This window comes from Paenibacillus humicus NBRC 102415 (genome assembly GCF_004000905.1).
Taxonomy (GTDB): Bacteria; Bacillota; Bacilli; order Paenibacillales; family Paenibacillaceae; genus Paenibacillus_O; species Paenibacillus_O humicus.
Genome location: NZ_BIMD01000024.1, coordinates 59,153 through 79,604, shown reverse-complemented (window position 1 = coordinate 79,604; position 20,452 = coordinate 59,153). Strand labels below are relative to the sequence as shown.

Below are 20,452 nucleotides of genomic sequence, written 5' to 3'. Positions count from 1 at the left end.
ATGCCGCGCGGCAGGCCCGCGACCGCGGAGCCGGGGAGCCGGCCTCCCGCTGGCTGCACGGCGGCGAGGCGTTCGGCGTATCCGGCGCCGCCGCGATGTACCGCCGCAGCATGATGGAGCATGTTTCCATCGAGGGCGAATTTTTCGACGAAACCTTTTTCGCCTACAAGGAGGATGTCGATGCGGCATGGAGAGCGGAGCTTCTCGGCTGGAAGTCCCTCTACGCGCCGGAGGCGAGAGCTTTGCATGCGCGAGGGTGGAAGGAAGGCGGGCGCTCGGTAATCTCTCTGTTCGTGCGGAGGCATTCGTACGAGAACCGGTTCTATACCTTGATTAAAAACGAGCGAAGTCTATTGAACCTGCCCGCGGTGATCGCGATAGAAACCCTCAAAGCGGGGTATATCATAGTGAAAGAGAGAGATTTGATTCCTTGCTGGAAATCCATCTGGAACCGGATTCCGGAAATGCGGCGCAAGCGGCGCGAGCTTCGATTGAAGCCGAGGCGCCGTTGATCCCCTGGCCTGAGACAGGCGCTTCTCTCATTGCCAGCAACCTTTTGCCGCATGACGCGTCGAATAGATAGCTGGCTTTCTCCTTTTTTGGTACAATTAGTGAGATAGCTAGACTTATAGATTTGCGGTGATGAAATATGTTGAGAAGAAACCAGCGTTTTTTGACGCAAATATACATTTTGGCGGATCTGGTCTGCATGCTGGGCGTCTTTCTGATCGCCTACTGGATCAAGTTCCATAGCGGACTGCTGCCGTCCTACGAGACGATCCCGTTCAAGACCTATCTGGTCTGGAGCACGGTCTATGCGTTCGCCGCCGTGCTGATCGGATTCTATACGAGCTTCTACCAGCCCAAGCGCCGGATGAACTTCTCGCGCGACGTGCTGAAGATCTTCCAGGTGCAGTGCCTGAGCCTGCTGCTTCTTTTGAGCCTCTTGTTCATCAGCAAGGAAGTACATATTTCCAGGGAATTCCTGGCCATCTTCTTCGCCTTCAACCTGTTCGCGATGATCGTATACCGGTTCGCGGTCAAGCGTCTGCTTACCGTGTTCCGCCGGCGCGGATTCAACAAGCGCTACGTGCTGATCCTGGGGGCGGGCAGCGTCGGCCGGAGCTTCCACGACCAGCTGCGCCTTTACCCGGATCTCGGTTATGAAGTGTACGGCTTTCTGGATGACTTCCATGTGCGGCACGATGCCGAGGTGACGGCGAGTTACGGCTCGGAGCCGATCAGCCCGATCGTCGGCAAGCTGCAGGATCTGGAGCAGATGCTGGCGGACAATCCGACGATCGACGAGGTCATCATGGCGCTTCCGCTGGATGCCCACTCCAAGTACGGCTCCATTATCAAGATCTGCGAGAAGGCCGGCGTCAAAACGCTCATCATTCCCGATTACTTCGATCTGCTGCCGGCCAAGCCGTTCTTCGACAATTTCGCGGGAGTGCCGCTGATCAACATCCGCGACGTGCCGCTGGACGAGATGGGCAACCGGATCGCCAAGCGAACCTTCGACATCCTGTTCTCCTTGACGGCCATCATCCTGCTGTCCCCGGTGCTGCTCGGAATCGCCGTCGGCATCAAGCTGACTTCACCGGGCCCGGTATTGTTCCGGCAGGAGAGGGTGGGGCTTAACCGCCGCAGCTTCCATATGCTGAAGTTCAGGTCCATGAAGGTCAGCGCCGGAGTCGCTTCCGACGTGACCTGGACGGTCAAGAACGACCCGCGGCGCACCCGCTTCGGCACGTTCCTGCGCAGCACGAGCCTTGACGAGCTTCCTCAGTTCTTCAATGTGCTGAGGGGAGAGATGAGCGTAGTCGGTCCTCGTCCGGAACGCCCCTTCTTCGTGGAGCAGTTCAAGGAAGAAGTGCCGCGCTACATGGTCAAGCATCATATCCGGCCGGGAATTACCGGCTGGGCTCAGACGAACGGCCTGCGAGGAGATACGTCCATCGACGAGCGGATCCGGCATGACCTGTTCTACATCGAGAACTGGAGCTTCTTCTTCGATATCCGCATCATTTTCAAAACCGTCGTGAAAGGACTTATCCATAAAAATGCCTATTAACAGCAGGGCCGAATCCCCGGCTGCCGGTCTGCCTTATTCGCGGGGACCGAGTGACAGGATCTCGGTCATCATTCCGACGCGCAATGCGGGTCCGGGATTCGGCGAGCTGCTGGAGCGGCTTAAACGGCAGACTCTTCCCCCTTACGAAATCATTGTCATCGATACGGAGTCATCGGACGGAACTCCCGAGACGGCTCATCGTGCAGGAGCCCGAGTCCTTGCCATCCGGCGTTCGGAATTCGATCACGGAGGCGCCAGGAATCGCGCTGCCGCGGAAGCGACGGGCTGCATCCTGCTGTTCATGACCCAGGACGCCATGCCATGCGACGACCGGCTGCTGGAGCAGCTGGCGGTGTCGCTTCACGAGGATGGCGTCGGATATGCTTACGCCCGCCAGTTGGCCAGGCCCGAAGCGGATCAGCTGGAGCGCATGTCGAGGGAATACAACTATCCTCCGGAATCCCGGCAGAAGGGGAGGGAGGATCTGGGCGTGCTCGGCATCAAAACCTTCTTCTGCTCCAACGTCTGCTCGGCGATCCGCCGAGGCATGTTCACGGAGATGGGCGGCTTCCAGGAGCCGACACACTTCAACGAAGATCTATTCATGGCGGCGAAGCTCGTCCTTAAGGGCTACCGGATCGCTTACAATGCCGAAGCCCGCGTCGTGCATTCCCATGACTACACGCCGCTGCAGCAGTTCAAGCGGTTTTACGACAATGGCGTCTCCATGGCGGAGCAGTCCTGGATACTCCCTTACGCATCCGTCGGCAAGGAGGGGGCCGGACTGGTCAAGGCCCAGCTCAAGTCGCTGGCGGGAGACGGCCAGTGGCTTCGGATACCCCGCCTTGCGGCGGAAAATGCGGCCAAGCTGATCGGCTATAAGCTGGGCATCCACCACAAGCGGCTGCCGCTCAGGCTTCAGCGCAAGTTCAGCATGTATCGCCCGTAGCCGGACTTCGGTCCGCTTGCGGGCCTTCTCTTATTTTGGAGGGACATCGAATGGAACAGCGGGCAGTAAGGCATGCCGAAGAAAGAATACGCACGGAGCTGCTGCCTGGGCTGAAGCTCGAAAGCGGGAGCTTGCGCCATCCGGTGCAGGCGCTGGATATTCCTCCGGGCTGGGAGCTGCTCGGCTGCGGCAACTATGCCGCGGTGCTGGCTCATCCGGAGCTCGAAGGGCTGGCGGTCAAGGTTTATGCCCCGGACCGGGAAGGCTGGGAGGATGAGGTCGAGGTATACCGCAAGCTGGGGGAGCATCCTGCCTATGGCCGATGTTATGCATCCGGCCAGCATGAAGGCACCCGGTACTTGCTGCTGAAGCGATTGCGCGGAGTGACGCTCTACCGAAGCCTGCTGGAGGGGCTTGTCATACCGGAGCAGGCGATTGCCGACGTGGACGAAGCGCTCGCCTACGCAGCCTCGAGAGGACTGAACCCTCATGATGTCCATGGGAAAAATGTGATGGTCAGCGACGGAAGGGGGATCGTCGTCGACGTATCCGATTTCTTGAAGCCGGAGCCCTGCAGCATGTGGACGGATTTGAAAAAAGCCTACTATGCTCTTTACCGGCCTTTATTCGCCAAGCCGGATCGCTCGCTGCGCATCCCGCCCTGGATGATGAACGGAATCCGCCTCGGCTATCGCCTGGTCAGGGGGCAATCGGGCCGCCGCCCGAAGGGAGCTCCGTCCAGACGGTCCCCCCAAGGGCCGCCGCCCGAATAGGGGCGGCATGACCTTGCGGACTGCGGCGGATACCGGCCTGAGCCGGCATTAATGGCCTTCGTCGCCGAAGGCCTCCGCCAGCCGGCGGGCCCGCTCCGCTTCGCCGCGGCGGACAAGCAGGCGCAGGCTGCCGGCTTCCTCGCTCAGCTTGGTCTTCACTCCATGATCCTTGAGATAGGCTTGCAAGCGGTACAGCCTGTCGGCTCTGATGCTGCTCTCCGACTTGGCGAGAACCCATCCTTTGCCTGCCTTGATGCTGGCAAAAACAATGGCTCCCACAACCAGCACGACAATTGCGGCCCATACGAACGCCATCCCGACACCACCCTCGTTAAGTTAGGATGCTTTCGTGGTTATTCTATTCCTGTGCGGCTGTCGGGCATGACAGAAAATGTACGTTTTGCGGAAAGGAGAAGGGAAGCGATGATCACGATAGGACTCGCGGGCTGGGGGGATCACGACAAGCTCTATCCGACCAGGGAAAGCGCACGGAACAAGCTCCACACCTACGGAGAGCTGTTTGGAACCGTGGAGGTGGACAGCAGCTTTTATGCGGTGCAGCCCAAGCGGAATATGGAGAAATGGACGGCGGACACTCCGGATGCGTTCCGCTTCGTCGTCAAGGCATACCAGGGCATGACCGGCCATTCCCGCGGCAAGATTCCGTATCCGGACGAGGACGCGATGTTCGCCGATTTCAAGCTTGCGCTGACGCCGATGCTAGAGAGCGGCAAGCTTGACTGCGTTCTGTTCCAATATCCGCCCTGGTTCGACTGCACGAGGGAGAACGTCGCTGTGCTTCGCGAAGCCAAAGCCCGCATGGAAGGAGTGCCTTGCGCGCTGGAATTCCGGCATCAGAGCTGGTTCGTTCCGGGGATGAGGGAGAAGACGCTTGCTTTCATGCGGGATCAAGGCTGGTATCATTCCGTCTGCGACGAGCCGCAGGCGGGGGAAGGCTCGGTGCCGATCGTCGAGGAAGCGACGGACAGCGGCTTCACGCTGGTCCGTCTGCACGGGCGCAATGTCTCCGGCTGGCATTCCTCCGGCCGCCCGAACTGGCGGGAGGTCCGCTATTTGTACCGGTACAGCACGGAGGAGCTGGAGGAATGGGCCGAACGGCTGACGAGGCTGGAGAGGCAGTCGGAGCGGGTTGCGGTCATCTTCAACAACAACTCCGGCGGCGACGCGGCGGACAATGCCAGGGAACTCATGACCCTGCTGGGGCAGCCGCTCCCTGCCCTTCCCGCCGATGCTGCCAGGGAAGCGGATCCGGATGTGGAGCAATTGGAGCTGTTTTGACACCGCAAATAAGGAAAGATGCCGATTCTGATTTCCCGGCGGGGAAATGCAGGATCGGTTTTTTCGTGATATGGATTTTACCGACAGGATCAGCTCGTTCATGGGGGCGGGAGGAATAAAAGACATCGTTCCGTATGAGTTCGGCAGCGATTGAAAATCTAAAGGTAGAAATCAGGAGAGCGTTTCATGGTATCATAGCTGTTAGCTTGCGGAATAGAAATCAACCTAACAACCTAACAGATGGGCGGGTTCAACAATATGAATGCCAAAGTGACGATGCAGGATATTGCCGACCATGTCGGGATGTCGAAGTTCGCCGTATCCAAAGCCCTGTCCGGCAAGGGGGGCGTCAAGCCCGAGACGAGGGACCGGATCGTACAGGCGGCCATCCAGCTCGGGTACAAGTTCCCCGCGCGGGACGCGGCTGCCGCGGACGTCATCCAGGCGCCGGTCTATGAGGGCAAGTCCGTCAACATCAACAAGCAAGTGATCATCCTCGTCCCGAACGTCCGCTTCCAGACCCGTCAGTCGTACTACTGGGGACGCATCATCGAAGGCGCCCAGGAGGAGCTGGACGAGCGGGGAATCGGCTCGATGCTGGTGACGGAGCAGATTACGAGCCAGTTCTCCACGATGATCAATCCCAGAGGGGTGATGGGGCTGATCGGGGTCGGTCTCATCTCCTATCCAAGCCTGCTGGAGATCCGCAATCTCGGCATTCCGATGGTGCTGATCGACCACGAGGAGCCGCTCATCCCGACGGATGTGCTGTCGATGAACAACTTCGAATGGATGAGGCGCATCGTCCATTATGTGATCGGCCTCGGACACCGGAACCTGCAGTTCGTCGGCAATCTGTCTTATTCGCGCAGCTTCTACGACCGCTGGTTCGGCTTCCGCTCCATGCTGGAGGAGCATGGGCTGGACGCCTCGGGCCAGCATGACGGGCTGCTGACCGTGCGGGGACATAACCGTTCGGAAATGACGGAAGCGCTGGAGCCGATGCTGCAGGAGCTGGCGAGGGAAGGCAGGATGCCGACCGCGTTTTCGTGCGCCAACGACTCCATCGCCATGTGCGTCATGACGCTGCTGGCCCGGATGGGGATTTCCGTGCCGGGAGACGTGTCGGTCACCGGATTCGACGACATTCAGGATGCCGCCCTCTCGAGTCCGACGCTGACGACGGTGCATGTGCACAAGCACGGCATGGGACGGCGGGCCGTCGAGGCGCTGCTTCGCCGAGCCGAGCAGCCGGCGAACCCCGTGGAGAAGGTGCTGCTGACCGGCGAGCTGGTCATCCGCCGCTCGACGGCGGCATCTTCAAGGTTATGAGAGGCTTGCTTAGCCGCTTGAAGCTCCGGCTCGATCCCCTCTGGCATCGGATGGAGGCCAGGCTGTTCATCGTATACGTGTTTGTCGTGCTGCTGCCGATCGCGGTCATTACGTATGTATCCGCATCCCATAATTTCCGCACGATCGAGAACAATACGATTACGTTCGCGTCCCAGATTTCCGGCAAAATGATGAACTCGCTGGACGACTACATCCACGATATGAAGCAGATTTCCATCATCCCGGCGTATCTCGACGAAATTCAGAGCGGACTTGAGCAGTCCAACCTTTTTTATGAAAACCACCGGGGGGAAAATCCGGACAGCGATCCTTCCTATCAGTGGGAGGAACGGAGCTTCAAGCTGAAAATCCAGCGCGAAATCGAAAGCAGCATCTATTTCATGAACAACCTCAAGGAAGGGTCCAGCAACGTGTACCTGTTCGACAAGCTGGGCAATCCCTATACCGCGGTCAAGAGCGGCGGCGTGCGCAACGACCTGCGCGAAACTTACTCCCGCTGGAAGCAGCTCGCGCAGGCGCGGAACGGAACTCCTGTGCTGGTCAGCACGCAGGCGGTGACAAGCAATTCGCACAACAAACAATATGTGTTCACGGTCGTCCGGGACATCATCACGACCTCCTTCAACTCGGTCGGCCTCATCGCCGTGGACGCCAACATCGGGGTCATCGAAAACATGGTGACGGATCTCGACGAAGCGACCCGGGGCACGACGATCATCGCCGATGAAGAGGGCAACATCATTTACGACAGCGAGCGCCAGTTCCTGGCCCAGAACCTCGGGCAGACGCCGCTGCTGAAGCAAGCGAAGGGGGCATCGGGAAGCTTCCGGACGGAAGTGGCCGGGGAGGAGAACCTCGTCATCTACCGGCAGTCTCCCGAGACGGGCTGGAAGCTGCTCATTACCGTCCCGCAAAAGCATCTGGTGGAGGATGCGGCGCGCAACCGCATGTACAGCTTGGCCGCAGCCGGGCTTTCCATGGCCGCTGCGCTCGTTATTACCCTGATTTTGATCCTGGCTCTGACCAAGCCGCTTCGTTCCATCATCGTCCTGATGCGGCAAGTGCAGGGAGGAAACTTCGACGTCCAGTTTCCGGTCAAGCGCCGCGACGAGGCCGGCATGGTCGGACACGCCTTCAACCGCATGGTCGCGAGAATCCGCGAGCTGATCGACAACATCTACCGGATCGAGAAGCGCCGGACGGAGGCGCAGCTGGAGAACCTGCAGCGGCAGATCAACCCGCATTTCATCTACAATACGCTGGAGTCGATCCGCATGACGGCGATTCTCAACGACGACGCGGAGGTAAGCCGCATGGTGCAGCTGCTCGGCGAGCAGCTGCGGTACAGTCTCCATGCGGGAGACAGCCTGGTATCCGTCGCCAGAGAGTGGGAGCATCTCGAGCAGTATATCGAGCTGATGAACCACCGCTACGGAGCCCGATTCAGGCTGAGCATCTCGCCGGAGGCCCGGCATGCCGACACGAGCGTCATGAAGCTGATCTTCCAGCCGATCGTGGAAAATGCGGTGCTGCACGGCTTCGACGACGAACGGGAATGGCTGAACATCTCGATCGAGACGCGCGTGGACGGTCCCGACCGCCTGTTCATCATCTGCGATGACGGCCGGGGTCTTGCGGAGGAGGAGCTGGAGCTTGTACGCAGCCGTCTGCAGCCGGGGGAGCCGGAGGGCGAGCCTGACCCGTACGCGGGAGGAATCGGCCTGCGCAACGTGCAGGAGCGGCTGCAGCTGCGTTACGGACCATCCAGCGGACTTAAAGTGGACGGAGAGCCGTCCAATGGAACTTGCGTCACCATGAGAATTCCGGATACGGCGCATCTGGCGCCGGACAGCGGAGCCGGAAGAGGGGAGGAGGAAGGACCATGATCAAAGTAGCCGTCGTAGACGACGAGGAGAAGATCCGTCTTGGCTTGGCGAAGATCATCGAGCGGACCAATCCCGCTTACAGCGTTGTCGGCGTCTGGGGGAGCGCGAGGGAAGCGCTCAGCAGGCTGGAGGAATCCGGAGCGGATCTGCTCATCACCGACATCCGCATGCCGCAGATGGACGGCCTCCAGCTGGCCGCGGAGCTGCGCAGCCGGGGAAGCGCCGTTCATATCGCCATCCTGAGCGGCCACAACGACTTCAATTATGCGCGCGAAGCTCTTCGCTGCGGCGTGGAGGACTATCTGCTCAAGCCCGTCAATCAGGAGGAGCTGGAGCGGTTGCTCGAAAGGGTGGAGGGCAAGGTCGGCGAGCAGCGCGGACGGCAGCCTTTCCAGCCGGAATCGCTGCTGGAGCTTATGCTGTCCGCAGATTCGTCGCGGATTCCTCGTCCGGTATGGCAGTCGGCATGCGACCAGCTCGACGAGCTGCCGCTGATCCGGGGCCTGTATGCGTTCATGGTGCTGCATGTCCTTCCTGAGCTGGACGGGGAGGAGCTGCGCCGGGCCGCGGCCGAGCTGCGCCGGGACAGCCTCGCCCTCGTCAGGGAGGGAGGGAGCGTCGCTCTGCTGATCGGCCTGCGCAAGGGCGACCATGCCGATACGGCCAGAGAGCTCGCGGTGACGCTGCTGGGCAGGCTGCCGATCTCGATGGAAGCCCGGATCGGGACGGGAGGCGTCTACAGCGGCGGATCCGGCTTGGGCCAAGCGTACAGGGAGGCGGAGTCCGCCTGCCATAACGCCTGGTATGCTCCGTCTGGACAGCCCGTCGCCGCATATGCCCCCGCGCCTCAGCGGCAGGCCGATCCGGAGCCGCTCCGCAGATGGGTGGACAAGGCCAAAGGAGCCGTCAAGGCGGGCGATCTCGACGGCGCTTCCGAAGCGCTGGACGAATGGATTCGGAAGGCTGGAAAGCTGCGCATGGCGTGGAGCGTTCTTGTCGATGCCGCAGCGGAAGCGGCCGCCGCCCTGGAGGAGGGGCTGACGGAAAGGAAGGAGTCTGCGAGCCATTTCATGCCGCAGCCCAGCAGCTTCCCCGAGTGGCAGCGCTACGCGGCGGCGCTGCGGGAGATTTTCCAGGAAGGACTGCGGCGGGTCAAGGACCAGCGGCATGAAAGCCGGTCGGTCGAAACCGTCAAAGCTTATTTGCATGAGCATTACAGCGAGGAGCTGGACCTGCAGAAGCTTGCCGATCTGGTGCATTTGACGCCGAGTTATCTCAGCAAGCTGTTCAAGAGCGAAACGGGAGAAACGATAACCGATTATGCGATCTCGGTGCGGATCGAGCAGGCCAAGAAGCTGCTGAAGGAACGTCCGGAGCTGAAAACCTACGAGGTCGGCGAGCTGTCGGGCTACACGGATCCCGCCTACTTCACCAAGGCATTCAAGCGGGCCACAGGGAAAACGCCCAAGGAATACAGGGACGGCGCCAGATAGCGGGAAGAAGCCATTGCCGCTTCGCTGCTGCCTTCGGTTTGCAGCCGCTGCTTGACTTGCGCGAGCATAAGCATCAACAGCATATCCGGCATCGTCGTCATTGCAGGCTCATGTGCTTCGAGGGCTCATGCAGACGGCAAGCCAGAGGCGGAGGGTGGAAAGCAGCCAACGGACGGCAGCGATTAAAATAGCAGGAATGGATATCGCCTTGATGAGGGGAATCCCGTTCCGGCAGGCGAGTGGAACAGGCATCTGCATCCGTGCAGATGCCTGTTTGCTGCATAAGCTAACGCAGCTAACAGAGTTAGCACAATTGAAGACAACAAAACCAAACACCGTCCATTCGCAAAGTCCAGGGAAGGGCCTATAATTGTCTATACTGAAAGCGGTATCAATCCCGGCAAATGAAAGTGAGGGAAACTTCGTGAATCGGCTTACCTACAAAACGCAGCGATTACTGATCTTGTTCGGCTTTCTGACCATACCGGTCCTGCTCAGCCTTACATTCTCGTACTATCCGGCCGTTTCCCTGATCTACTACAGCTTTACGGACTGGACCGGCACCGGCTGGGACATGAACTGGGTAGGCCTGGACAACTACAAGCAGATCTTCTCCGAGCCCGAGGTGTTCAACGCCCTCAAGAACAACGCCTACTACTTCGTCGGCGGCTTGATCCAGGTGGCCTTCTCCCTGTGGTTCGCCGTTATCCTGACCGGAAGGCTGAAGGGGAAATACGGCTTCCGCGTCGCGCTGTTCCTGCCGTATGTGCTGCACAGCGTCGCGACGGTCATCATGTTCAAGAACGTGTACCATCTCGACTATGGAGCCTTGAACGGCCTTCTGCGCGCAGTCGGACTGGATTCCTGGCAGCAGAGCTGGCTCGGCAATCCGCATCTGGTCAACGTTTCTCTGGCGTTCATCTCGATGTGGAAATACATGGGCCTCAACATGGTGATCTTCATCGGCGCCCTGCAGTCCATTCCCGGGGACATCTACGAGGCGGCATCGATCGACGGCGCGTCCGGCTGGCAGAAATTCCGCTTCATTACCGCGCCCAGCATCAAAAGCGTCCTCTCGCTCATGCTGCTGCTGACGCTGACCGGCGCCCTCGAGGCCTTCGATATTCCTTACGTCATGATGCTCGGAGCCAACGGAACGCAGACCTTCGTCATCCAGACCGTGGACACGGCCTTCAAGTATCAGAGCTTCGGCCTCGCATCGGCCATGGCGGTCGTGCTGCTCATCATCGTACTGATCTTCATCGTCATCCAGCGCAAAGTCTTGTTCAGGGAGGGGAAATAAACCATGGATCAAGAGAAAAGCTCGCCGCTGTTCACGGCTTTCAAATATCTCACGATCGTGCTCGCCCTGTTCGTCGTGTTCTTCCCGATCTACTCGGTATTCGTCGGCGCGTTCAAAACCCAGATGGAGTACTACCAGTCGTCCTCCCTGGCGCTGCCGCATGACTTCTTCAACTTCGACAACTTCAAAAAAGTATACGATGTCGGAGATCTCGGCCTCGGCTTCAAGAACACGCTGATCATCCTCGTTGCGGCTGTCGCCGGCAACGTCGTGCTCGGCACGATGGTCGCGTACGCCCTGGGCCGCTTCGACTTCAAGCTGAAAAAGCCGATCATGGGCATGTACCTCGTCGCCCAGGTCATCCCGATGGTGACGACGCAGGTCGCCACGTTCTCCGTCATCCAGAAGCTCGGCCTGTACAACACGATGGGCGCTCCGATCATTCTGTACATCGGCGCCGACGTGCTGCAGATCGTCATCTATCTCCAGTTCGTCAACAGCATTCCGAAAGACCTGGACGAGAGCGCGATGATGGAAGGGGCTTCGCTGTTCAAGATCTACCGCTCCATCATCTTCCCTCTGCTGGCCCCGGCCACGGCGACGCTCATCATCCTGAAGACGATTTCCATCTACAACGATTTCTATACGCCTTACCTGTACATGCCGAGCCAAAAGCTCAAGGTCGTCTCCACCGCGATCTACTCGTTCGTTGGGCCGAATGCCGCCCAGCTCAACGTCATCTCGGCCGGCATCCTGATCATCTTCATTCCGACGGTCGTCTTGTTCCTCTTCCTTCAGCGCTATATTTTCGCGGGGGTTACGAACGGGGCGGTCAAGTAAAAATTGCAGAGGCGGCTTGAGGGCCGCCTTTGCTGTTTCCTTGGGAAAGGGGCAGCTGCTCTGCGGAGGCCATCGGAGGGGGAAATGATAGCTGCGCTGCGGAGGCCATCGGAGGGAGAAGCGCCAGCTGCGCTGTGGAGGCCATCGGAAGGAGGAACGCCAGCTGCGCTTCGGAGGCCATCCGATCCTCCAATCGCTGTTGAAGCCGGATTGCTCTGATTTACACCCCCTGACAGGGTTGCAATCCGTCTTCAAAGGCGAACGCTGCCGCTTTTCCGGATTCGGATGGCCTCCTCCGCTCCGCTTGGAGGGAGAACAACAACGAGGCGAGGCCTCCTCCGCTCCGCTTGGAGGGAGAACAACAACGAGGCGAGGTCACCTCTGCTCCGCTTGGAGGGAGAACAACAGCGAGGCGAGGTCACCTCCGATCCGCTTGGAGGGAGAAAGGGAAGTTTCAACGATGAAGTTTCGGAGCCACAGTGCTCGTCTGTTTTTTAATTTATCGGACATACGATCCGCTATTCGGCTCAAAAGCAAGGATTTCACCATTTATCGGACATACGATCCGTTATTTAGCGATTTTAACCCTCGTAGGGTCTCATTTTGGCGAAATAACGGATCTCATGTCCGATAACAAGCTGGTTAGGTAGTAAAACGACAAAATAACGGATCGTATGTCCGATAACAAGCGAGGCTCGGGCGACAGGAGCTGCAATCGGCCAAGCTGCCAGGATTGAGATCATACGATAAGAAAGCAAGCCGGGCGAACGCAGCATGGGCCGAAAACGCGAAGCTAGTACACAATTTGTCGGATGTTCATGATCGCGCAGCGAGAATAATTCGGAATTAGTTGGATGGTTTATGTAACGCCGGCGAGGATAGAGCCGATCTGTGTTGGATGTTCATGATCGCGCAGCGGGAATAGTCCAGAATTAGTTGGATGGTTTAAGTGACGCCGGCGAGGATAGAGCCGATCTGTGTTGGATGTTCATGATCGCGCAGCGGGAATAGTCCAGAATTAGTTGGATGGTTTAAGTAAAGGCCGGCGAGGACAGGGCCAATCTGTGTTGGATGTTCATGATTGCGCAGCGAGAATATCCAGAATTAGTTGGATGGTTTATGTAGCTCCGGCGAGTGGTTTAAGTAACGCCGGCGGGGATGGCGACCAATCGGTTGGATGTTAAGCATTTTTTGAGGAGGAACAACAAAATGAGCAAACCCGAACTCGAAATGATTACCGGCATGACCTGGGGATGGACCGGAGTAAGAGGGACCTGGGAAGGCCCCGAGGCCGAGCATTCCATGAACGAGATGGCCAAGCTGAACGTCGGCTGGGCAGGAATCACGCTTGGAGCGATGCAGGCGACGGCGCAATCGACCGAAGTCACGTACTGGCAGGAGCCGACCGTCACGGACGGCGAGGTTCGCGCCGCGATCCGCCGGGCGAAGGAAATGGGCATGAAGGTGGTCATGAAGCCGGTAGTCAACTGCGCGGACGGAACCTGGAGGGCGCATATCAATTTCTTCGACATGGACATCCCCGGCGAGCCGACCTGGAGCCAGTGGTTCGCTTCCTACGGGAAGTTCATCCTCCACTATGCGGAGATCGCCGAGCAGGAAGGCTGCGAGATGCTCTGCATCGGCTGCGAGATGGTGCAGACCGACAAGCGGGAAGCCGAATGGAGGGCGCTGATCGCCGAAGTCCGCAAGGTGTATGGCGGCCTGATCACCTACAACTGCGACAAGTACCAGGAGGGCAACGTGAAATGGTGGGATGCGGTCGACATCATTTCCTCCAGCGGCTATTATCCGATCGGCGAGTGGGAGCAGCATCTCGACCGCATCCACGAGGCCGTTTCTCCTTACGGGAAGCCGTTCTTCTTCATGGAAGCCGGCTGTCCGAGCCGCGAAGGCTCCCCGCTGCGGCCCAACGACTGGTCGCTTCCCGGAGCTCCGTCCGGCGAAGCGCAGAAGAGCTATTACGAGGCGATGTTCGGAGCCTGCGAGAAGCGCGAGTGGGTGCGCGGCTTCATGCTCTGGGATTGGCCGGCAAGGCTGTACAGCGAAGAGGATGCCGCGGCCAACGACGATTACTGCATGTACGGCAAGCCTGCCGCTGCAGTCGTGAGGGATTACTACGGACGGGTTTAAGCGCAGGCTTCTATTTTCACGAAGGAGGATCTATACGATGATTGAATCCATGAACGCCGAATGGCGCGCAGAGCTGGAAAAGGAGCTGAAGGAGAACATCCTCGGCTTTTGGAAGGAGCATACGCTCGACGAAACGAACGGGGGCTTCATCGGCGAGATGAACGGAGCCGGTGAAATCGTGCCCGGGGCGCACAAGTCGCTCGTGCTGAACGCCCGCATTCTATGGACATTCGCAGCTGCCTATCGCCGTTACGGCCAGGAAGACGATCTGCGCATGGCGGACCGCGCTCTTGATCAGTTGAAGACCCGCTTCAAGGACGAGGAGCATGGCGGCTTCTACTGGATGATCCATCCCGAAGGCAGCCCATCCGAGGATAAAAAGCAGGTTTACGGCCAAGCCTTCGTCATTTATGCGCTGGCGGAATATGTCCGTGCGACGGGCAATCGCGAGCCGCTTGGACTCGCCGAGGAGATTTACCGTCTCCTGGAGCGTTACGCCTATGATCCCGTCCATACCGGCTACATCGAGGCTCTCGCCAGGGATTGGAGCGAAACGGACGATCTCAGCCTGAGCGGCAAGGACCTCAATGAGCGCAAATCCATGAATACCCACCTTCACGTATTGGAAGCCTATACGAACCTGTACCGGATCTGGAAGCCGGAAGGACTTCGCTTGAAGCTCAAAGAGCTGATCGAGGTGCATCTGGACCGGATCTTGGACAGCCGCGGCAGCCATTTCCTGCTGTTCTTCGACGACGAATGGAATTCGCAGGCCGCCGACGTCTCCTACGGCCATGATATCGAAGGCAGCTGGCTGCTGTGGGAAGCGGCGGAAGTGCTCGGAGATCCGGAGCTTGAAGCCCGCGTCCATAAGGCTGCTCTTGCGATGGCGCATGCGACGCTCGAGGAAGGAACGGATGCGGACGGAGCTGTTTTCAACGAGCTGCATGGAAACGGGAAGCTGGACGACAGCAAGGACTGGTGGCCGCAGGCCGAGGCGATGGTCGGCTATCTGAACGCTTATCAGCTATCCGGCGAAGAGCGTTATCTGGAGGCTTCGCAGCGCAGCTGGCGGTTCATCCAGGAGAAGATCAGCGACCGCGAAGGCGGCGAATGGCATTGGCAGGTTACCCGCGACGGCGTGCCGAATCCCATGCAGCAGAAGGTAGGCGCCTGGAAATGTCCTTATCATAACAGCCGCGCCTGCCTGGAAGCGGTGGAGCGTTTGGAATCGCTAACAAAAAGATCTCGTTAGCATAAGAGATGACAATAAAAACAAACGCAGTTCATTTTTTTGCAAGACCGCAAGGACTAGAATAGGTCATGTAAGCGATAACAGAAAACGGTTTCGAAACAAAGAACGCAAAACCCGCATAATTCCGCACACTATATTTTAGGGGGCAAAAAAACATGAAAAAACCGCTTTTGGTCACAATGACAGCCGTCCTCTCCCTGTCCATGCTTGCCGCATGCGGCAACAATAACAACAGCGGCAACGCCGGCAACACAGGCGACACGGGCGCGGCCAATACGGGAACGGCATCCAACACGAATGCCGGCGGCACGGGCGAAGCAAGCGGCCTGAAGGGCACGCTCAAAGTGCTGACGCACCGCACCGACTACATCAACGACGGCACCATGGACAAATACGTCAAGAAGTTCCAAGAGAAAAACCCGGATGCGAAGGTTGAATTCGAAGGCCTGACGAACTACGCGACCGATATCAAGACGCGCCTGACGACAGGCGAGACGGGCGACGTGCTGATGGTGCCAGCGGGCATGCCGGCTACCGACTATCCGAAGTATTTCGAGCCGCTTCCGGATTCGATGTTCGACGACGTCTACTTCGCAGACAACAACGCCTTCGAAGGCAAGCGCTACGGCATCACGACCGGCGTCAATACGCAAGGCCTCGTGTACAACAAGCAGGCGTTCAAGAAAGCCGGCATCGACAAGGCGCCGACGACGCTCGACGAGCTGTACGCTGACGCGCAGAAGCTGAAAGACGCCGGCATCATCCCGCTCTACATGAACTTCGGCGCTCAGTGGCCGATGGGCACTTGGGGCGACGGCTCCGCGTTCTATGTTGCAGGCGAAGCGGACCTCACATCCAAAATGGCCGCCGATCCGGCTCCTTTCCAAATGGACAACGCATGGGGCCAGCTGGCTCAAATCGGCCGTGAATTCATCAGCAAGGGCTGGGTGGAGAAAGATCTGTACACGAACAACTGGGAAATGTCCAAAGGCGAAGTGGCCAGCGGCAAAGCCGCCATGTACTTCCTCGGCAACTGGGTCATTCCGCAAGTCGAGGCAGCCGGCGCTTCCTCCGACGACATCGGCTTCGTGCCGTTCCCTTACGACAACAGCGGCAAGCTGAACGCGCCTCTGGGCTCCGACTACATGATCGCCGTCAGCAAAAACAGCAAGAACAAAGAGCTCGCTACCGCATGGGTCGACTTCTTCGTTAAAGAATCCGGTTATGTGAAGGACTCCGGCTTCATGCCGATCATCAAATCGGAAAAAGCGGAATCCCCGCAGCTGGCCGAGTTCCAGGCGACGAACCCGACATTCATCGAAGGGCTGCCTAACGATCCGAAATTCGCGGAAATCGCGAACAAAGCGCAAATCGGCATCGGCACGGGCAACTACATCCAGGATCTGCTCATCTCCAAGGATCTGAAAGCCGGACTGGACGACCTCAACAAAAAATGGGCGAAAGCCAAAACGGATCTGGGCTACTAAAACCGGATCCCATGCCAAGCAGGCTCCCGATTCGGGAGCCTGTTTTTTTGTCAGGTTCGCCATGAATGAGTTTATCCGAGCAGGTTGCGCCTGCCTGACGCATTTGCCCCATCGATTGAACCGGACATCATGTTTCGGCTCCTTGCCGCCCTCGCCAGCCTTGTTTGTTTGACGAGGGGGCCGGGTGGTAAAATAAGTAGGGTAAAGGTTCGAAAAGCAAACATTCGATGTGGAGGAGATGTTCGGAATGACGGTACAACTGCAGGGACTTCAAGATACGGCCGAGCTGCACAACGGCGTGCGCATGCCGCGCCTGGGACTGGGCGTCTGGAAAGTCACGGAGGAAGGCCAGGTCGAGCAGGCGATCAAGGATGCCGTGAACGCCGGCTACCGCAGCATCGACACCGCGAAGATCTACGGCAATGAAGAAGGCGTCGGCCGTGCGATCGCGGACGTTTCCGTGCCGCGCGACGAGCTGTTCATCACGACCAAGGTCTGGAACGCGGAGCAGGGCTACGACAGCACGCTTGCCGCTTTCGAAGAGAGCCGCCGCAAGCTCGGTCTCGAAATCATCGATCTGTATTTGATCCATTGGCCGGTCAAAGGCAAGTATAAGGAAACCTGGCGAGCTCTGGAGCAGCTGTACAAGGACGGCAAAGTACGCGCGATCGGCGTCTGCAACTTCCATGTGCATCACTTGGAGGATCTCCTCCGGGATGCGGAGATCAAGCCGATGGTCAACCAGGTGGAATACCATCCGCTGCTTGCCCAGACCGAGCTTCGCCAATTCTGCCAGGATCAAGGCATCGTGCTGGAAGCCTGGAGCCCGCTGATGCAGGGCAACCTTGATCTGCCGCAGCTGAACGAGCTGGCGGACAAGTACGGCAAGACGCCGGCGCAGATCGTGCTCCGCTGGGACTTGCAGAACGGCGTCATTACGATTCCGAAATCGACGAACGAGAAGCGGATTCGCGAAAATGCGGACGTATTCGACTTCGAGCTGTCCCATGAGGACATGGCGCTTATCGAAGGGCTGAACCAGAACAAGCGCTTCGGAGCCGATCCCGACAACTTCGACTTTTAATAACGCTGGCGGGACGGCGGATAACGGGCATATCCAAGGCGCACACTAAGGACGCCCTCCTCTTGACACTCTCAACTGTAACTGGTATTATTACAGTACGAAACGGGGTGGCCGTCTCGCATGAACAGTGAATTTACGATTGCCGTCCACAGCCTGGTGCTGCTGGCTTACTTGCCGGAAGGCAGCGCCTCCAGCGAAACGATCGCCGAGAACGTGTGCACCAATCCGGCCCGCGTCCGCAAGGTGATGGGTTATCTCAAGCGCAGCGGCTATGTGGCCACGCGCGAGGGCTCCGGAGGAGGCTACCGGCTTCTGATGGATCCAGCAGAGGTGACGCTGAAGGATGTGTACCGGACGATTGCGCAAGGGTCGCTGATGCCGAACTGGTGCTCGGGCGATCCGGATTGCGATTGTCTCGTCGGATCCAACATGAACGAAGTCATGAACCGTATCTTCTGCACGGCCGAGCAGCAGCTGGAGGATTACTTCTCCGGCTTGACCATCGCCGGCGTGCTCAAGGACATCCATAGCTGCGATTCGTGTTGAGCGGCATCCGGGGTAGATGGAATGAATTATTTAACCGAGAGGATGATTGAACATGGCAGTAGCACTGACGAAAGAAACCTTCAATGAATCTGTGCAATCCGGCGTGTCCCTGGTAGACTTCTGGGCTCCTTGGTGCGGACCTTGCAAAATGCAGCTTCCGATCGTCGAAGAGCTCTCCACGGAGCTTGCCGGCACGGCAACGATCGCCAAGATCAACGTCGACGAAGAGCCTGAGCTGGCTTCCCAATTCGGCGTCATGAGCATCCCGACGCTGATCCTGTTCAAGGACGGCCAGCCGGTCGACAAAATGGTCGGCGTGCAAAGCAAAGACGCCCTGAAAAACAAAATCCAAGGCCAGCTGTAAGCTTCCGCCTTGCGGCTTGCGCCGCCGCCGTTCTCTTCGGCACCAGCCGCGATGCGGCGGCATCAGCGCAACAACAACCCCGGTCCAGCGCCTCGCGGCGAAGACCGGGGTTTTTTTGACGGCTTCTTATTTGGATTTAGCTGCAGTCTTCGGGTTGTCGCCGCCGCATCTGTCCGGCAAGCTCGCCGAAAAAGCCTCGCGCCTCCTTTAAAGGAGGCGCGAGGCTTTTTCGGGCTGAGCCGTCTTTCTACGTCAGAGGGCTGCGCTGCAGCAGGCGGCGGATGGAGCGGTCCGCCTCGCGGAGCGTTACGTCCTTGTCGACGGTCAGCATGACGCCGCGGTCCATTAGCACCTTGCCGTCGACGATCGTCGTCTCGACATCCGCCCGGGTGGCGGAATAGACGATGCGGGAGATAATGTCCACATCGAAGGACGGGAACGTGTGGAACTGGTTCAGGTTGAGGATAGCCAGATCGGCTTTTTTGCCGACCTCCAGACTTCCGATCTCCGAGCTCATGCCGACCGCCTTGGCTCCGCCGATCGTCGCCATGCGGAAGACGCTGCGCGCATCCATCGCCGTCGGCCCGTGAATCGGCTTCTGGATGAGGGCAGCCAGACGCATTTCGTTGAACATGTCGAGATTGTTGTTGCATGGCGCTCCGTCCGCTCCAAGGCTCACGCTGATGCTTGTATCGAGCATATCGGGAACTTCGGCGATGCCGGAGGCGAGCTTGAGGTTGGAGCCCGGGCAATGGCTGACATGAACTCCCCGCTCGCGGATGATCCGCTTCTCGTTGTCGTCCAGCCAGATGCAGTGGGCCAGGATCAACCGGTCCGTGGCAAGCCCGATATGATCGAGGTAGGCGATATTGCGCATGCCGGTCATCTGCTCCACCAGCTCGATCTCGCCGAGATTTTCGGAGGCATGGGTATGGACGTTCACCTGATAGCGGTCGGAGAGACTGGCGACCTCGCGGAGCAGCTCATCCGTACAGGAGATGACGAAGCGCGGGGAGAAGGCGTAGCGGATCCGGCCGTTGTCGTGGTTATGCCATTTCTCCAGCAAGTCGACGCTCTCCTGCAGCGAGGCTTTCGTCTCTTCCTGCAGCGGCAGCGGGATGTCGCTTCCTTTGCGGTCCATCATGACCTTGCCCGACAGCGCGCGGATGCCGCTTGCAGCGATGGCCTGGAAGGCCGAGTCGGTGTGATGAACGGTCTCCATGTCCACGATCGTCGTCGTGCCGCTCTGCAGCAGCTCGCCGATGCCGAGCATGGCGGAGTAATAGATGGACTCCTCGTCGTGGGCGGCCTCCAGCGGCCAGATGCGCTTGCGCAGCCAGTCCAGCAGCTCCAGATCGTCCCCCTTGCCGCGGAACAAAGTCTGGCACAGGTGGATGTGGGTCTGGACAAAGCCGGGGATGACGGTGCGGCCGGAAGCGTCGATGACGCGGTCGGCGCCGCTGGCGTCGAGATCCGGGCCGATCGCGGCGATCCGGTCGTCCTCGATCCGGATATCGCCGTGCAGAATCTCTTCGTTCGCGTTCATCGTGACGATCTGGGCGTTCCGGATCAAAATCGTGTGGGGCATGGAA

The 20,452-nt window shown here is 58.8% G+C and carries 17 protein-coding genes and 1 pseudogene; 16 read left to right on the top strand and 2 right to left on the bottom strand.

The window, feature by feature from the left end; translation table 11 throughout:
• The 4 genes and pseudogenes from PHU01S_RS25830 to PHU01S_RS15320 form a co-directional block, all read left to right on the top strand.
• Positions 1–512: pseudogene (locus PHU01S_RS25830) on the top strand (glycosyltransferase family 2 protein); the annotation flags it as partial.
• 137 nt (positions 513–649) lie between these two features.
• A complete protein-coding gene (locus tag PHU01S_RS15330; protein ID WP_021878995.1) occupies positions 650–2,077 on the top strand; it encodes an undecaprenyl-phosphate glucose phosphotransferase in 1,428 nt (475 codons plus the stop codon).
• The gene (locus PHU01S_RS15325; RefSeq protein ID WP_232316960.1) at positions 2,067–3,026 is read left to right on the top strand and encodes a glycosyltransferase family 2 protein; all 960 of its coding nucleotides are present in this window, start codon (positions 2,067–2,069) and stop codon (positions 3,024–3,026) included. Before PHU01S_RS15330 ends, PHU01S_RS15325 begins: the two co-directional genes overlap by 11 nt.
• Before the next feature lie 50 nt (positions 3,027–3,076).
• Complete coding sequence (locus PHU01S_RS15320; protein ID WP_048748645.1) at positions 3,077–3,799, top strand: serine/threonine-protein kinase; 723 nt, start codon at positions 3,077–3,079, stop codon at positions 3,797–3,799.
• A gap of 48 nt (positions 3,800–3,847) precedes the next feature.
• Here PHU01S_RS15320 and PHU01S_RS15315 read toward each other — a convergent pair whose 3' ends face one another.
• Positions 3,848–4,114 (bottom strand): hypothetical protein, encoded by a 267-nt coding sequence (locus PHU01S_RS15315; RefSeq protein ID WP_048748646.1) that lies wholly within the window; start codon positions 4,112–4,114, stop codon positions 3,848–3,850.
• Positions 4,115–4,222: 108 nt separating this feature from the next.
• Between PHU01S_RS15315 and PHU01S_RS15310 the strand changes: the two genes are divergently transcribed.
• From PHU01S_RS15310 to trxA, 12 genes are all read left to right on the top strand, one after another.
• Positions 4,223–5,098, top strand: coding sequence for a DUF72 domain-containing protein (locus PHU01S_RS15310; RefSeq protein WP_048748647.1), 876 nt, complete (start codon positions 4,223–4,225; stop codon positions 5,096–5,098).
• 258 nt (positions 5,099–5,356) lie between these two features.
• Positions 5,357–6,430: a LacI family DNA-binding transcriptional regulator gene (locus PHU01S_RS15305; protein WP_127508267.1), complete on the top strand. Its 1,074-nt coding sequence runs from the start codon at positions 5,357–5,359 to the stop codon at positions 6,428–6,430.
• A complete protein-coding gene (locus PHU01S_RS15300) occupies positions 6,427–8,337 on the top strand; it encodes a cache domain-containing sensor histidine kinase (protein WP_127508265.1) in 1,911 nt (636 codons plus the stop codon). The genes PHU01S_RS15305 and PHU01S_RS15300 overlap by 4 nt, the downstream gene beginning before the upstream one ends.
• Positions 8,334–9,830, top strand: a complete 1,497-nt coding sequence (locus tag PHU01S_RS15295) for a response regulator (RefSeq protein WP_127508263.1) — start codon at positions 8,334–8,336, stop codon at positions 9,828–9,830. The genes PHU01S_RS15300 and PHU01S_RS15295 overlap by 4 nt, the downstream gene beginning before the upstream one ends.
• 424 nt (positions 9,831–10,254) lie before the next feature.
• Complete coding sequence (locus PHU01S_RS15290; RefSeq protein WP_048745312.1) at positions 10,255–11,133, top strand: carbohydrate ABC transporter permease; 879 nt, start codon at positions 10,255–10,257, stop codon at positions 11,131–11,133.
• Positions 11,134–11,136: 3 nt separating this feature from the next.
• Entirely contained in the window at positions 11,137–11,973 is an 837-nt protein-coding gene (locus PHU01S_RS15285) for a carbohydrate ABC transporter permease (RefSeq protein WP_049868396.1), read from the top strand.
• Between the two features lie 1,209 nt (positions 11,974–13,182).
• A complete protein-coding gene (locus PHU01S_RS15280) occupies positions 13,183–14,124 on the top strand; it encodes a glycoside hydrolase family 113 (protein WP_127508260.1) in 942 nt (313 codons plus the stop codon).
• A 37-nt stretch (positions 14,125–14,161) separates the two neighbouring features.
• The gene (locus PHU01S_RS15275) at positions 14,162–15,379 is read left to right on the top strand and encodes an AGE family epimerase/isomerase (protein WP_048746212.1); all 1,218 of its coding nucleotides are present in this window, start codon (positions 14,162–14,164) and stop codon (positions 15,377–15,379) included.
• Between the two features lie 155 nt (positions 15,380–15,534).
• Positions 15,535–16,866 (top strand): ABC transporter substrate-binding protein, encoded by a 1,332-nt coding sequence (locus PHU01S_RS15270; RefSeq protein WP_021879007.1) that lies wholly within the window; start codon positions 15,535–15,537, stop codon positions 16,864–16,866.
• 247 nt (positions 16,867–17,113) lie between these two features.
• Entirely contained in the window at positions 17,114–17,950 is an 837-nt protein-coding gene (locus PHU01S_RS15265) for an aldo/keto reductase (RefSeq protein ID WP_127508258.1), read from the top strand.
• 120 nt (positions 17,951–18,070) lie between these two features.
• Positions 18,071–18,496 carry an RrF2 family transcriptional regulator gene (locus PHU01S_RS15260; protein WP_048748248.1) on the top strand — a complete coding sequence of 142 codons (426 nt, stop codon included), beginning with the start codon at positions 18,071–18,073 and terminating at the stop codon, positions 18,494–18,496.
• 52 nt (positions 18,497–18,548) lie between these two features.
• On the top strand, positions 18,549–18,860 hold the full coding sequence (gene trxA, locus PHU01S_RS15255; protein WP_048748247.1) for a thioredoxin: 312 nt from the start codon (positions 18,549–18,551) through the stop codon (positions 18,858–18,860).
• Between the two features lie 247 nt (positions 18,861–19,107).
• Here trxA and PHU01S_RS15250 read toward each other — a convergent pair whose 3' ends face one another.
• A complete protein-coding gene (locus PHU01S_RS15250; protein ID WP_021879011.1) occupies positions 19,108–20,448 on the bottom strand; it encodes a 5'-deoxyadenosine deaminase in 1,341 nt (446 codons plus the stop codon).
• Positions 20,449–20,452: the final 4 nt, after the last annotated feature.